This is a genomic window from Streptomyces sp. SID1328, assembly GCF_009865595.1.
GTDB classification, from domain to species: domain Bacteria; phylum Actinomycetota; class Actinomycetes; order Streptomycetales; family Streptomycetaceae; genus Streptomyces; species Streptomyces griseoluteus.
The window spans coordinates 1-14,502 of sequence record NZ_WWKH01000588.1; the positions used below are offsets into that span (position 1 = coordinate 1).

The following is a 14,502-nucleotide window of genomic DNA, read 5'->3' on the forward strand; positions in this document are numbered from 1 at the left end:
GATGGGAACAGGCCGCACGGGCCCAGGCAAGCGTCACAACTCGCCTAACCCGTACGGTCCTTCTCGTGTCACGGGCAGACCGCGACCATAAGTCCTAGGGTTGTGCTGGCCATACCACCGCTTGGGCGACGATGACCCTCTCACCGTTGAAAGTGACCGCAGGGCCCTCGTGCAGTTCGTAGCCAAGAGCTATCGCTTCGCTCACACGATGGCAGAACGCGGCGTCGTCCGGGCCGGTCAAGACTCGGTAGATAGGCAATCCGTCTGGTGGTGTACTCATGAAAAGAAAGATTTCATGCGCACCTGTCCACCGAGCCAGGCACCCGCCTTACCGGGCCAATCGCTCCCAAGGTCGTAAGGGAGGGTGATGGGCGGCGCGGCCGGGGAACGGGGCGCGCTCAGCCGGTTGCGCGTCGGTCGGGGTCGTCGCGCCGCGCCCCCCCCGTCAGCCCGGCGGCGGAGGGCGGGACGGAAGTCGCCGGCGCCCGGTGCTGTCCTTCCGGTGCCGAGCCCCCCCAAGGGGTGAGGCGGGAGAGTCCCGCCGGGTGGAGGTACCGCTGTGTCGTCCGACTCCTGGGTGGTCCGCTCGCCGGTCGCGTGCTGGCGACCACCGGCGCCCCATGGGCTGGAGGCCGGCTCACGGCCGGTGACGCCGACTGGGGCCTGTACGTCCCGGTGCACCGCGACCAGGTGACCGGCATCGTCCTGGCGGAGCAGTCGGGGTGCCGCAGGAGGTGTGGAGTGCTGCGTGGCGTCAGAGTTTGACTTTAAAGCGGCTGAACATGTCCGGGATGAACTGGAGTAGAAGTTTCTTGGCGTCCTCGGGCCGTTTCAGTTCGTCGTGGCCGAAGCGGAAGACCTCGTACCCCCTGAGCTTGAGGTCCCGGTCGGCGGCGACCATGTCCGCGTATTTGGCGGTGTCGGGAGTGCGGCCGTCGCCGCGCGTGTAGTGCTGTACTCCGTCGACCTCCAGAACCACCCCGCTGCCCGAAGGGCAGCAGCAGAAGGAAGTCCATGCGGGAACGCAGCAACGCTTCGGGGCCGCGTTCCTGAACGGTCTGGGGGTCCCAGTGCAGCCATACCTCGGCAGGAGAGCGAGGTCATCCGCGCAGAACGGGCGAGCCGTACGGTAGGCCGTGAAGAGGTTTTTCTGCCCAGGTGAGTTGCCGGGCAGGCTCCTGAGGAGCCGCTGGTAAAGATCCTCACCGGCGTCACTCTCGCTGTTGAACCCGTGAGTGTCCTGCCACCAGCTGTGCAGGTCACGCCAACGCAGACCCCCGGCAGGGATCTCCCGGTCATAGACGAGGGTGGCACCTGGTCGGCCGCCGACGATTTCGATGTCGTTGTCCACCGAGGATCGAAAGCGAATGTCCGGTTTGCCTAAGGACTGTCCCGTAAATGATCTCTGCTGTGCTGACTGACTTGCAGAGTCCGTTACCCGGCGAGGCACAGGTTGTGCAGACGGGCGATGCCGCGCATGGCGTGGTGAACGCCGTCGCCCTTCAAACGGCAGTCGCGGAGAATCTTCCAGCTCTTCATCCGGGCGAAGGCGTGCTCGACGCGTGCGCGGACCTTGCGATGGGAAGCGTTGTGTTCCTATTTCCAGGCCGGGAGTTCGGCCTGTCCAGGCTCGCGGCGGTGCGGGATGACCAGACTGGTGCCGCGGTACCCCCCGTCGGCGATCACCGTGGTCTTGCCAACCGCGTCCTTCGCACCGGACAGCTCCCACGCCTTGCAGTCGTTCCGGTTGTCTGGCACCGGCCGGCCGATAGCGACGATCAGCCGGGTGTCGGCGTCGATAACGACCTGGTGGTTGGTGGAGTACCGGTAATTCTTCGACTGCTCGGCGACTGTGTGGTCGCGTGTGGGCACCAGAGTTCCGTCCACGATGAGCACCGTGTCCTTCGCGAATCGTGTCCGCGACGTGAGTGCGAGCTTCGGGCCAAGATCGTGGATGGCTCGGTCGGCGGCAGACTTCGACACCCCGAACAGCGGCGCCAGTTGGCGCAGGGTGAGGTTGGTTCGCCAGTACGCGGCGACCAACAGCACCCGGTCCTCCAGCGCAAGCTTCCAGGGGCGGCCCTGCCTGTTTGCATCGGCGCCCTCGCGGCGCAGGGCTGTCAGCAACCGACCGAAGGTGCGCGGGCTCAGCCCGGTGAACGGGGCTATCCAGGACGCTTCCGACGCCGTGATCACACCAGCCATGATCGAGATCATGGCACTTCAAGATCATGTACGTGAGGGGACCGGCCCGTACCGTCCTCACACATCACGAGGGACGACCGCCCGAAACCCGGAGCTCATGCGGCCGATGCCCGGAAGGGATCGGTGGGGATGATCTCTGCCTCGTCGAGGAGCTGCTCCAACGCCTCGTGCCCGTGACGCCTGCGGAACTCGATCTCGGCGGTGGTCACCGGCAGGGTCCACAGAATGCGGGCGTGTCCCCCAGGCAGCGGGCAGTGTTCAAGGTCGGGGCCGTGGAGATGAGGCAGGCTGATCAGCAGGTGGTCGCAGGTCGAACCCGGCACCCACGGTTCACCGATCGGCATGCTGTGCTCCAGGTCGAGTTGATGCCCTCCGCAGTGGTAGTAGGCAATCATCGCCATAAGCTCGATGAACCGCTGGTCGCGGACGTGAGCGGTCATGACGAACTCAAGTCCGCGACCGTGCTTCTCCATCGAGGCCCAGCACCCGGCGGTCACAAAGGCCCAGCTGTCGCTGCGGGGGCCGGGCTCCACAACGAGAACTCGCAGATCGGGCACTACCTCTCGCCGATCTGACCCGAGGTCGTAGTCGACGACCTCCACGGTATGCCCCATGAAGAACGCCCGGACGTGTGACTCAACGGCCTCCGCGGCCAGCAGCCTTGCATCACTCACCGTGCGATCATCCCAGACTGCGATTGACGGCCCTTGACGCCTACCCAGCGCCATGGGGTGCGGCCCCAGCCGCCGCTACCCGGCACCTCAATATGCAGCCCCCGCCAGCGTCACAGCCGTAACGGGACAGCCCTTAGCGGTGCTTCGGCCGGGACCCAGCACCCGTATCCGGTCTCGCGGCAGTTCGGCGACGGCTTCTGTGCAGGTGTCGCCGCGGCGCAGGTGAGCCAGGACAAACAGGGCCTGCCGGCCGGAGCCGATGCGGCGGCGAGGACCTGCCTAAATGCCTGTCCCCCGCACCAGTTGTACCGGTGCGGGGGAACCCGCGTGTTCGGAGCGAGTGTTGCCGGTGGAGCTGTAGTTCCAGCGGCCCTGCTCGGCACCGGAGCGTCGACCACGAAAGCGACCTTGATCAGAGGCCGACGCGGTACCGGTCGTACTCGTAGTGGCCGGGCTGGTCACGGTCCCCGCCATGAGGCCAGCCGTGGGTACGGTCCCACAGGTAGCTGACGCCATGGTCCCACCGGTAGTCGTCGCGGCGGTCCCCGTGGTGGCGCTGGTCGCGGTTTCCGCGGTGGTCGTGGCCACTGTCCCGGCGGTGCTCGTGGCCGCGTACCCCGCAGTCCTCGTGGCCTCGGCCGGAGTGGTGGTGGCCGTCACGGGTCCGGCCGTGGTCGTGGGCGCAGTCCCGGCGGTGGTCGTCGCCCCAGACCTCACAGCGGTCGTGGTCGCGGCCGAAGCGGCGGTCGTCGCCGCGGATCGCGCCGCGGTCGTCGGCACCAGTGCGGTGATGGTCACTGACTACGACACTGACGGACGGGCTCTTGACGTGCCCGGACAGCGGCGTGGCAGCCGAAGCAGCGCCTCCGGCGCCGAGTACGGCTCCGCCTGCGACCGCCAGGGAGGCGACGGCGACACACATGTGCTTCGCGAGGTTGTTCACGGGTTTCTCCTTTGGCTCAGAGCAGTCCGCCCGTCCAAACGGGCGCTCAGCTCACTGATGCGCTACGCGGCCGGTGCAGTGGCGTCGTCCCTTCTGCACCGGTTGCACCAATACAAGCACGCGACATTGTCACTCGACAATGTCGTATGAATGTGTCGCTCGACACGGGCAGAAGCGGTCCACGACGTCCAGGTCGTTCGTACAGGGGCGCGCTCCACCTGAGGGCGAGACGGCAACGGCACTCGATCGCTTGGCCGAACTTCCCTTCCGGGCACCGCTGTTGGACCTGCGCGCTTGCCGGATCGCCGATCGCGATACGGACCGCACACCCGTCGGCACTCGCTCTCCCAACAGCTCGTTGAGCCGCGGACACGCCTCGTGCAGGAAGACGGCGGCATGCACCAGCACGTCGAGCGGGCGGCCTACGGGCCGTGGCCGGGCTCGCGCACCGGCATCCCGCTTCCGTCCCTCAGGACGGCCTCCGCACCCTCCACAAACGCGCGTTCGCCCGCGTCCGGGAGGGCCAAAGCCCAACCGCCTCAGTGGCTCTCGGGAGAGATCCCTCAGCCCGGACTGATCGCCACGATGTCGGGCGCGATGTCCAGGACGAGCAGTGCCGCCGCCACATGGGTCGGGTTGTCCTCCACTTTGACGGCCGAAAGTTCATTGGCGCGCGAGACCCGCCGCTCGACGGTGTTCCGATGCGCGTAGAGGTTGGCTGCCGCTCGAGTGGTGTTGAAGCCGCACTGCACGTAAGTGAGGAGTGCCTGTCGTAGGGCTGTGTCAGCTTCGGCCAACGGCCCGAGAGTGTTGATGACGAACCGACGTGCGCCGGCACGCTCCTTCGTGAGCGCGTCGATCAGCTCGACATCGGCGTAGGCGGTGAAGCGCCGGTCGGACCCGAGCCGGATCATCAGCGCCTGAGCAGCGAGCGCGTCCTGATGGCTGGACCGGAACCCTTCGAGTCCGCGCCCCGGCCGTCCGACCGCCGCGCGGACCTTGTCGGCCGTCGCGAGGGCCTTCTCCACCTGGTGGAAGTCCGGGACGGCCTCTCCCGAAAGCCAGAGCCACCGCGACGTACCGCTGGCACGCGCCACCAGGGCGCTCCCGCCCCCGGCGGCCGACCGCACGGCGGAGACCGTCTTGTCCAGGGCATCCGCCTCCTGAGGATCATCGATCCACACCACGAGACCCACGTGCCACCGCGCCATCCGGTAGCGCAGGCGCCCTTCGGCAAGGTCCTCCGCCATCGGTGCCCCGTTGGCGATCAGCTGGATCAGTGCGATCCCCTCGGCATCCGTATGGCCCATCGCTGCGGCCAGACCGGCTTGGCGCAGGGCCGCGACCGAGTCGAGGGCGTATTGCACCAACGACTTCGCCGTCACGTCCAGGACCCCTACGAGCAGGTCCGGACCGGCGCAGTCCGCCACGCATTCCTCCAGCCATCGCCGCCAGCCGATCCCCAGTGCCACGCGCCAGGCAACGGCGAAGTCCGGCGCGATGCCTCGAGAGACAAGATCGTTGATGTACGCCGTGGTCCGCGGGCCGACGTAGGGCTCCACCCGCCGCCCCGGTTGCTGCACGTTCGCGGTCAGCCATTGGACGAGATCGGAGCGGTTGAGCTCGCGGTCCTCCTCGACCAGCGATGCGTCGGCGAGAAGGGCTGGATCGTTCTGGGCGAGGAGAGAAGGCCTCGCAAAGGCGTCGACCAGGGCGTCCGTTTCCGTGAGCAGGCGTTGACACAGTGACCTGATCGCGTCAGCGACCTCAGAGGAGGGCGTGGGCCACAGCTCGTCCATGTCTCCAGTTTCTCCCTGATCACGAGGAGCAGACGCTCCCGGCATACCGTGTCACAAACAGCTGAAAGGCCCGCCGACGACAGCGACATGCGCCAGGCTGCCCTCACGTGCGGTGGGGACTGCCGACCCCGAGACGGCCCTGCACTCGGTGCGCTGATGCATCTGAAGCCGCCCGCCGCAAACGCGAACCCTGACTTCGCTCGTGCGCGGAGCGGCACGGCCGGCCAACGCCACCTCCACAAGGTCGAGCTGTTTAGCCGCACTAAACGGCGGCAGGTCTATCACGCTGGCGGTAGGGCCGCAAGGGGCTCGGCACCGTTGCGCCTCATGAGGGCCGCACCAGGTGCGCATCACTCGCATGCCTTAGCCTCTTGCCACGGAGGGGGCTCCTCCGGGTCGGCCTGTCACCCGACGGACACACGACCTCGACCTCGGACTCGGGACGGGCGGTGAGCACATGGCGTCCATGGACGACGGCGGGAAAGCGGGCAAAGCGGCCAAGGGCTCTACTGCCCTCGAAGCGCCCGCAGGCGCGCAGCTGAGGAAGATCAGGCTCAGCCGCGGGTTGTCGTTGACGGAGGCCGCGCTCCGGGCAGGGGTCACCAAAGGCTTTTTGAGCCAGTTGGAGCGCGGGCTGACCAACGTGTCCGTCCCGACGTTGCTGCGCGTCTGCGATGTGCTGCAGATCGGGGTCGGAGAGTTGTTCGCTTACCCGGACGAGCAGGTCGTGGAGGGCGGAAGCCGGATCGACATGGGCGGGGAGGGCGTAGCCGAGTACCTCCTCACACCCGCCGACACCACGGCGTTCCAGGTCTTCCGTTCCGTGATCGAACCGGGCGGGGGTACCGGCGGCCCCTATCGGCTCGACACCGCCACGATCTTCGCGATGGGGCTGAGCGGCTCGACCCGGCTGGTCGTCGGGGGCGAGACCCGGATGCTGTCACCCGGAGTGTCCACCTCGTTCTCCGGTCGGACGTTGCACCAGTTCGACAATCCGGGCACGACGGTGAGCGAGGTCCTGTGGGTCCTGTCGCCTCCCCTGCTCCGTGTCCCGCGCGGAGCACCCTAGAGCTGCTCGAAGACGGCCGGTCGGCGCGCCCGCAGGATGAGGGCCTGCACCGCCCCGGCCGCGGCCGAGAGGGCGACGAGGCCCCCGATCACCCAGGCGCCCTCGACAGTGCCGACGAGCAGGGGGAAGTTGACGACCATCAGGCAGACGACACAGGCGAGACCGAGGAAGGCCACGGCCGGGGCCACGACCGTGCTCCACACCGACTTCCGCTCATCGGCTCGCCGGAAGAAGCCGATCACCGCGAGGCTGGTGGCTGCCATCAGCAGGACGATGCCGAGGGTGGCGGCGCCGGAGAACCAGGCGTAGAGATCCCCGATCGGGTCGAGGCCGAGCGCGGCGACGACGAGCGTGATGACCAACGCGACCACCGAGGCGACGGCCGAGGAACCCGACGGCGCGCGGTGCCGGGGGTGTGTGACCCCCAGCGACGCCGGAAGGACGCCGGCACGGGACAGCACGAACTGGTAGCGCGTCACGACGTTGTGAAAGGCCAGCACGCAAGCGAACTGACTGGAGATCAGGAGTACCTGCATCACGTCGGCCCAGACCGACCCGACATAGCTCCGGGCCAGAGTGAGAACCAAGCCCTGGGGGTCGGACTTCGCGGCGCCGGCCACCGCGTCCACTCCCACACCCACCACGATCGCCCACACGGTGAACGAGTAGAAGATCCCGATCATGAGGATCGCGGCGTATGTGGCCCGCGGGACCGTGACGTCGGGGTCCTTCGCCTCGTTGCGGAACACAGCGGTCGCCTCGAAGCCGATGAACCCGAAGATGGCGAACATCATGCCGAGGCCCGAAGAGCCGTTCCCCACCATCGAAGGCGACAACGGCTCGGCCGTAAGCCCGTCGACACCACCGTGGCCCACGATGCCGACGTCCATGACCAGGAGCAGCAGGGACTCCAGCACCAGCACGGCACTGAGCACCTTGGCACTCAGCTCGATATCGCGATAGCCGAGGAAAGCGATGACGCCCAGGGAGACCAATGCCCACGACCACCACGGGGAGCCGATGTCGGCGTACCGCTCGACGACGTTACTCGTCGCGACACCGACATACGCGTTCACCCCGACGAGGAGCAGAGCGTAGGAGAAGAGCGCAAGGGTCGCGGCCGAAAGGCCGGGTATCCGGCCGAGCCCCGCCTGAACGTATGCGTAGAAGGCGCCCGCGTTGCGCACCCGCCCGGCCATCAGCGTGAAGCCGACAGCGAAGATCAGCAGCATCACGGTGGAGAGCGCGAAGAACAGTGGCATCCCCGGGCTGCCGCTCACGGCGAAGGCGAGCGGCACACCGCCGATCACCAACCCGAGCGGCGCCGCCGCTGCGGCGACCATGAACACGATCTGCGATACGCCAAGCCCACGGTTGAGCGGGTTGCCCGATCCTCCTTCACCGTCAAGTGCTTCGCCTTGCCCTGTCTTGGAGAGGCCGGTCATGTCGACCACCTTTCAGCTCACGGGCCGATGCCGGCTCGTCATGGCTGGATGAATGGGGCGGGAGGCGGTACGACCCGACGAAGCGAACCGGCGCTGTCGCCCGGCGGCAGGTCTCCCCAGCGCGCCCCGTGCTGCTCGCCTGCGCCTCCTCGGCCGCGACCGCGCACGCCCCTCACGTGCACGAGCGCCTGAACAGGAGCGACTCCGACCAGGCGTTTAGTGCTACTAAACTGCGGCGGCAAACCTCTATCACGTCCGCCCAGGGCACGGCAATGGCTCGGCGTGGCCGCCTACGCGGCAACCCCCGTGCCGGCTCCGCTCCTTGGGGACCCGGGCGCTCCCTCCCCCAGGTCTCACCCGGCTGTCAACCACCATCTGGGCGCAATCGCGCGACCGGCTGTGCATCGTGCACCGGACCCCGGCGAAGCAGGTGCTCACTGTCGTTTTCACCGCGGTCGTTGCTGGCGACAGTGATGTGACCGCCAGATGAACAGCGAGGAGCCGCCATGACAGCTGAGGTGTTGGACGCCGTCGAGGAGCTCGACGTGGTGATCATCGGAGCAGGGATCTCCGGGATCGGCGCGGCCGCCTATTTCAGCCGGGAGCTCCCCGACAAGTCGCTCGCCGTGCTGGAGGCGCGAGACAACATCGGAGGCACCTGGGACCTGTTCCGCTATCCCGGCATCCGCTCCGACTCCGACCTGCACACGTTCGGTTACGACTTCAAGCCGTGGCGCCACGAGGCCGCGATCGCCGACGCTCCCCTCATCAGGGAGTACCTGCGGGAAGCAGTCGAGGAGAACGAGCTGGACCGCGTCCTCAGGCTCCGCCACCGGGTCGTCAGCTCGGAGTGGTCATCGGCGGATTCGAGGTGGACCCTCACCCTTCAGACGCCGGACCCGGTCACGGGTGACCCCCGGACCAAGACGATCCACGCGGGATGGGTCTTCGCCGCTACCGGCTACTACCGGTACGACCAGGGATTCTCCCCGGAGTTCCCCGGGCAGGACGACTTCGAGGGGCAGATCGTCCATCCCCAGCACTGGCCCGAGGATCTCGACTACAGCGGGAAGAAGGTCGTGGTCATCGGCAGCGGGGCGACCGCGATCACGCTGGCGCCGGCCATGACCACCGGGGCAGGCGCCGCCCGGCACGTGACGATGCTGCAGCGCACTCCCACCTACGTCATGGCGCTCCCCCGTGTCGACCGGATCGCCCTCGCGCTCACGAAGTTGCTCGGCGAGAAGCGCGGATACGCCGTGACCCGGTTCAAGAACATCTGGTTCGACCGTGCTGTGGTCAAGGGTCTGCGGACCTTCCCCAAGGCCGGGCGAGCGTTGATCCGGCGCGAGAACATCAAGCGCCTTCCCAAGGGGTTCGACGTCGACAAGCACTTCAACCCGCCGTACGCCCCCTGGGACCAGCGGCTGTGCCTCGCACCGGACGGCGACTTCTTCGACGCGATCAAGGAGGGCCGGACCTCCGTCGTCACCGACACCGTGGCGAGGTTCAGCAGGCGCGGAATCGTCCTGTCGTCGGGCGAGGAGCTGGAGGCCGACGTCATCGTCACCGCGACGGGGCTGAACCTGCGGCTCTTCGACGGAATGCCCATCGTGGTCGACGGACGCCGGATCGACATCGCCGACGCGCTCTGTTACCGCGGCATGCTGCTGAGCGGGATCCCGAACTGGGCGATGGCGATCGGCTACACCACCTCGTCCTGGACGCTCAAGGTGAGCCTGATGTGTCGCTACTTCATCGATCTGGTCCGGCACATGGACGCCCACGGATACGACACGGTGGTACCGATCGCGCCGTCGGAGACGAAGCGCAGGCCCGTCATGGACCTGCAGGCCGGATACGCCAAGCGCGGCGAGAAGTTCATGCCGAAGCAGGGGCTGTCCGCCCCCTGGCGGATGGCGATGTCCTACCCGGAGGACGCCAAGGCCCTGCGCGGTCCGGTGGTCGACGAGAACCTCGAGTTCGGCGTCGGCCGGTCCGCCGCGCGGCGTTCCGGCGGGAGGCGAGCGACCCGTGTCTGAGCGGAGCGGCGCCGAGAGCGTCGACCAGTACGCGACCCTGCCGTCCGGGCTGACGATCTGCTTCCGGGACTTCGGCGACAGAACCGACCCCGTGATACTGCTCATCGCCGGACTGGGCGAGGACCTCACCTTCTGGACCGACTCGTTCGTCGGCTCACTCGTCGGCCGCGGCTTCCGGGTCGTCGCGATCGACAACCGCGACGCGGGCCAGTCGACGTTCGTCACCACTCCCCCTCCCGGGCTCTGGCGTCAGATCGCCGCCCGGCCGCGTGCCGACGCGTACGCGCTGGCTGACATGGCTCAGGACGCCATCGGCGTACTCGACCATCTCGGGATTTCGCGGGTTCACCTGGTCGGCCGGTCGATGGGCGGCATGATCGCTCAGACGATCGCGGCCACAGCACCTGAGCGGGTCCTGTCCTTGACCTCGATCTACTCCACCACCGGGGCACGAAAGGTCGGCCAGCCGGCTCTGTCGACGATCCGGCTCCTCGCCGCCCCGCCGGCGCGGAGCCGAACCGCGGCGGTCCGTGCTCACCTGCGGCTCACCAGGCACATCGCGGGAACAGGACATCCCATCGATGACGCCGCAGAGGCGGCCATCGCGGCTCGTGGATGGGACCGCAGCGCCGGGGAACCGGCGGCCGGCACGGCGCGCCAGATCCAGGCGATCCAGCGCTCCGGAGACCGGACGGCCGAGCTGAGCAGGATCACGGCCCCGACGCTGGTCATCAACGGCGACCGGGACCGGCTGGTCGACCCGAGCGGCGGCGCCGCGACCGTCCGGGCGATCCGTTCGGCGCAGCACGTGGTCATTCCCGGTATGGGCCATCACCTTCCCGAAGCCCTCGTCGGCCCCGTCACGACATACATCTCGCAGCACGCGAACCGCGTGGGTGAAGGAGGAAACCATGTCCGGATCTCGTAAGCACGGTTCTGGGGACACCGCGGTCGACGTCGTGGTCGTCGGTGCCGGCTTCGCGGGCCTGAGCGCTGCCGAGAGGCTGGTGGACACCGGGCGGTCCGTGCTGGTGCTGGAGGGCCGCGACCGGGTCGGAGGCCGGTCGCGCTCCGGCAAGGTGGCAGGCGTGCAGGTCGACCTCGGAGCAACCTGGGTGGCACCACGCCACACGGCCATCCGGGACCTTGCGAGCCGAGTCGGGTGTACCACGACCGGCCAGTTCAACCAGGGTCGCAACGTGCTGTGGTTGGCGGGTCGGCGTCGCACGTACAGCGGCACCATTCCCAAGGTCTCCCCGCTGACCCTGGTGGACATGGCCCGCATGCAGGCGGCGGTGAACAAGCTGGTCGCGACCGTCGACGTGAGCGCCCCATGGGAGACGGCTGGGGCGAGCCGACTCGACGCCATCTCGTTCGGCGAGTGGCTCGACCGGAAGAACGCGCTGCCCAGTACCCGTGCGCTGATGACCATCGTCAGCAAGGTGCAGTGGGGCTGCACCCCGGGAGACGTCTCCCTGCTGCATGTCCTGCGCTACATCCGTGCAGCGGGCGGGCTCAACCACATGCTGGACGTCGAGGACGGAGCGAACCAGGACCGGTTCGTCGAAACCACCCAGGAGATCGCCAAGCGGGTGGCGGAGCGGCTCGGCGACCGGGTGCGGCTGGAGACACCGGTGCGCCGCATCGCCCAGGACGACAACGGCGTCACCGTCCGTACCGACTCCGGCGAGATCCACGCCAGGTACGCGATCGTCACGGCCGCCCCGGAGCACCGCGCAGCCCTCGAGTTCGAACCCGCTCTGCCCGAGCAGGCCGAGGGACTCACCCGAACCTGGCGCATGGGCGTCCTCAGTAAGGCCTTCGTGGCCTACGAGAGGCCGTTCTGGCGGGCCGACGGATTCTCCGGTGAAGCGGTGACCGACACCGGAACCGTGTTCATCACCTTCGACGTGTCACCCGTCCACAGCGGACCGGGCGTCCTGATGACCTTCTGCGACCCCCGCGTCTTCGACGGCTTCGACCCCGGGACCCGACGCGACCTGGTCGTCCGGCAGCTCGTCGACCTCTACGGTCCGCAGGCCCGCACCCCGATCGACTACCTGGACCACTGCTGGGGATCGGAACCGTTCGCCCCGGGCGGCCCCCACCCTGCCGCCGGCCCGCACGCGACCGTGAGCTACGGCAAGGCGTTGACCGAGCCCCACGGACGCATCCACTGGGCCGGCACCGAGACCGCCGGCGAATGGGCCGGCACCATGAACGGCGCGGTTCTGACGGGCCAGCGCACCGCCGAACGCATCGTCACCCTCCTGTCCCACGACGCCCAAGGGGCGGTGTCCCGGTGAAGGTCGCGCTGTTCCTGCTGGCCGACGTGTGGATGATCTTCGCCGGCTACTTCTACGGTTGGCGTTTCATCCGCCGGTACGGCAACTACCTCCTCGGTCTCGAGTGGATGGTCGTCGCGACGTCGGGCAGCAACTTCCTTCTCTGGTCGCTGTCCGGAGCCGACAGCGGCAGCGTCATGTACGACGTGGCGTACTTCTTCGACGCGTTCTCCAGGTCGGTCGGCATCACGCTCATTCTGATCATGGGCCTGATGAAGGTCACCCACCGCTACAAGCCGAGCCTCGGCGTCGATATCGGCGTATTCGGAGTCGCGATCGTGGCGGGCCTGGTCCTCCGGCCCTTCCACGGCGCGGATCTCCACACCGATAGCGGCGCGTTCTCGGTCGCCGCTTTCTATGTCGTCGCCAATCTGCTCACGACAGCTTTCCTCGGGTACTTCGTCAAGCGGCTCTGGGACGCGGGCGCGAAGCGGCCGGCGATCTGGACGGGACTGGTCACGGCCGCCGGGACCACCATCGCGTGGACCTACGACTTCTTCCCCCTGCCGTTCGACGACGAGAACCGCACGATCTTCTACACCGCCGCGCTCGCGACGTGGGGCACCCAGGGATTCGTCTACTTCCGCGCCTACCGCGCGCTGCACGACCGCAACGCGGCCTTGGACGAGAACCCGGCCCGCGCGACCGGAGCCCGCGCATGAATCCCGACAACGAACAAGGAGTCAGCATGGCGAACAGGCACGTGTACGCGGTGGTGGACCCGGCCAGCGGCGAGCTGGTCAAGGAGTACCCCACCGCGACGGACGAAGTCGTCGACGGGGCGCTCGACGCGGCGGCGAAGGCCTACGCCCAGTGGTCAAGGCAGAGCTCCGTCGAACAGCGTGCCCAGTTGCTGACCACCGTCGCCACCCTGCACAGCGAGCGCAGCGGGCAGCTTGCCGAGATCATCCACCGGGAGATGGGCAAGCCGGTGGACGAGGCCGTCGCGGAGGTCGAGTTCAGCGCCTCGATCTACCGGTACTACGCCGAGAACGCGCAGAAGTTCCTCGCCGACGAGCCGATCGAGCTTCTCGACGGGGAGGGCACCGCCTTCGTCCGTCGCCAGCCCGTCGGCGTGCTGCTGGGGATCATGCCCTGGAACTACCCGTACTACCAGGTGGCCCGGTTCGCCGCACCCAACCTCGCGCTGGGCAACACCATCGTGCTCAAGCACTCATCGCAGTGCCCGGAGTCGTCCGCGGCTCTCCAGCAGCTGTTCACGGACGCGGGCTTTCCTGAGGGCTGTTACGTCAACGTCCGCGCCACCAGCGAGCAGATCGCTCATGCCATCGCGGACCCCAGGGTGCAAGGCGTCTCCTTCACCGGCTCGGAGCCGGCCGGCGCGGCGGTCGCCGAGAAGGCCGGGCGCAGCCTCAAGAAGGTGGTGCTCGAACTGGGCGGCTCGGACCCGTTCGTCGTGCTGTCGACCCACGACCTCGACGCCACGGTCCAGGCGGCGGTCGAGGCCCGGTTCGAGAACACCGGGCAGGCGTGCAACGCCGGGAAGCGCTTCATCGTCGCCGAGGACATCTACGACGCCTTCCTCCACCGGTTCACCGAGAAGGTGCTCGCCATGACCGACGGCCTGGCGCCGCTCTCCTCGGTCGCCGCGGCCGAGTACGTCGAAGAACAGGTCAGGCGAGCCGTCGATGCCGGGGCGACCTTCACCTCCAAGGGCCGGCGCGAAGGCGCGTACTTCCCGCCCGGCGTTCTGACGGGCGTCTCACCGGCCTCGCCGTCAGCCGCCGAGGAGCTCTTCGGCCCCGTCGCGACCGTCTACCGCGTCGGATCCGAGGACGAGGCCGTGGAACTGGCGAACGGAACCCCGTACGGGCTGGGCTCCTACGTGTTCACGACGGACGCGGAGCAGGCGCTGCGCGTCGCCGACAAAATCGACGCCGGCATGGTCTTCATCAACGGCGTCGGCCTCGAAGGCGCGGAACTGCCCTTCGGCGGGGTCAAGCGGTCCGGCTTCGGCCG

General features: G+C 68.1%; 12 protein-coding genes and 2 pseudogenes. 6 read left to right on the forward strand and 8 right to left on the reverse strand.

Features of this window, described 5'->3' with window-relative positions:
- Window positions 1–94: 94 nt before the first annotated feature.
- The 7 genes and pseudogenes from GT030_RS18690 to GT030_RS18720 form a co-directional block, all read right to left on the reverse strand.
- Entirely contained in the window at window positions 95–280 is a 186-nt protein-coding gene (locus GT030_RS18690) for a DUF1737 domain-containing protein (protein WP_161199980.1), read from the reverse strand.
- Between the two features lie 474 nt (window positions 281–754).
- On the reverse strand, window positions 755–1,351 hold the full coding sequence (locus GT030_RS18695; RefSeq protein WP_161202064.1) for a hypothetical protein: 597 nt from the start codon (window positions 1,349–1,351) through the stop codon (window positions 755–757).
- An 83-nt stretch (window positions 1,352–1,434) separates the two neighbouring features.
- A pseudogene (locus GT030_RS18700) lies at window positions 1,435–2,205 on the reverse strand (transposase).
- 95 nt (window positions 2,206–2,300) lie between these two features.
- Complete coding sequence (locus GT030_RS18705) at window positions 2,301–2,807, reverse strand: suppressor of fused domain protein (protein WP_346009680.1); 507 nt, start codon at window positions 2,805–2,807, stop codon at window positions 2,301–2,303.
- 484 nt (window positions 2,808–3,291) lie between these two features.
- Entirely contained in the window at window positions 3,292–3,822 is a 531-nt protein-coding gene (locus GT030_RS18710; protein ID WP_161202065.1) for a hypothetical protein, read from the reverse strand.
- A gap of 220 nt (window positions 3,823–4,042) precedes the next feature.
- Window positions 4,043–4,236 (reverse strand): annotated as a pseudogene (locus GT030_RS36535) (XRE family transcriptional regulator); the annotation flags it as partial.
- A gap of 149 nt (window positions 4,237–4,385) precedes the next feature.
- On the reverse strand, window positions 4,386–5,621 hold the full coding sequence (locus GT030_RS18720) for a helix-turn-helix domain-containing protein (RefSeq protein WP_161202066.1): 1,236 nt from the start codon (window positions 5,619–5,621) through the stop codon (window positions 4,386–4,388).
- A gap of 466 nt (window positions 5,622–6,087) precedes the next feature.
- Between GT030_RS18720 and GT030_RS18725 the strand changes: the two genes are divergently transcribed.
- Entirely contained in the window at window positions 6,088–6,690 is a 603-nt protein-coding gene (locus GT030_RS18725) for an XRE family transcriptional regulator (protein ID WP_237522631.1), read from the forward strand.
- On the opposite strand, the gene GT030_RS18730 is transcribed toward GT030_RS18725, so the two are convergent.
- A complete protein-coding gene (locus GT030_RS18730; RefSeq protein WP_086691147.1) occupies window positions 6,687–8,135 on the reverse strand; it encodes an APC family permease in 1,449 nt (482 codons plus the stop codon). The genes GT030_RS18725 and GT030_RS18730 overlap by 4 nt on opposite strands.
- 506 nt (window positions 8,136–8,641) lie before the next feature.
- On the opposite strand from GT030_RS18730, the gene GT030_RS18735 reads away from it, so the two are divergent.
- The 5 genes from GT030_RS18735 to GT030_RS18755 all read left to right on the forward strand — a co-directional run.
- Window positions 8,642–10,177, forward strand: a complete 1,536-nt coding sequence (locus GT030_RS18735; protein WP_161202068.1) for an NAD(P)/FAD-dependent oxidoreductase — start codon at window positions 8,642–8,644, stop codon at window positions 10,175–10,177.
- Window positions 10,170–11,105, forward strand: coding sequence for an alpha/beta hydrolase (locus GT030_RS18740; RefSeq protein WP_161202069.1), 936 nt, complete (start codon window positions 10,170–10,172; stop codon window positions 11,103–11,105). The genes GT030_RS18735 and GT030_RS18740 overlap by 8 nt, the downstream gene beginning before the upstream one ends.
- Window positions 11,089–12,483, forward strand: a complete 1,395-nt coding sequence (locus tag GT030_RS18745; protein WP_161202070.1) for a flavin monoamine oxidase family protein — start codon at window positions 11,089–11,091, stop codon at window positions 12,481–12,483. The genes GT030_RS18740 and GT030_RS18745 overlap by 17 nt, the downstream gene beginning before the upstream one ends.
- The gene (locus tag GT030_RS18750) at window positions 12,480–13,184 is read left to right on the forward strand and encodes a transporter (RefSeq protein ID WP_086691154.1); all 705 of its coding nucleotides are present in this window, start codon (window positions 12,480–12,482) and stop codon (window positions 13,182–13,184) included. Before GT030_RS18745 ends, GT030_RS18750 begins: the two co-directional genes overlap by 4 nt.
- Before the next feature lie 26 nt (window positions 13,185–13,210).
- On the forward strand, window positions 13,211–14,502 hold a 1,292-nt coding region (locus GT030_RS18755; protein WP_161202071.1), incomplete at its 3' end, for an NAD-dependent succinate-semialdehyde dehydrogenase.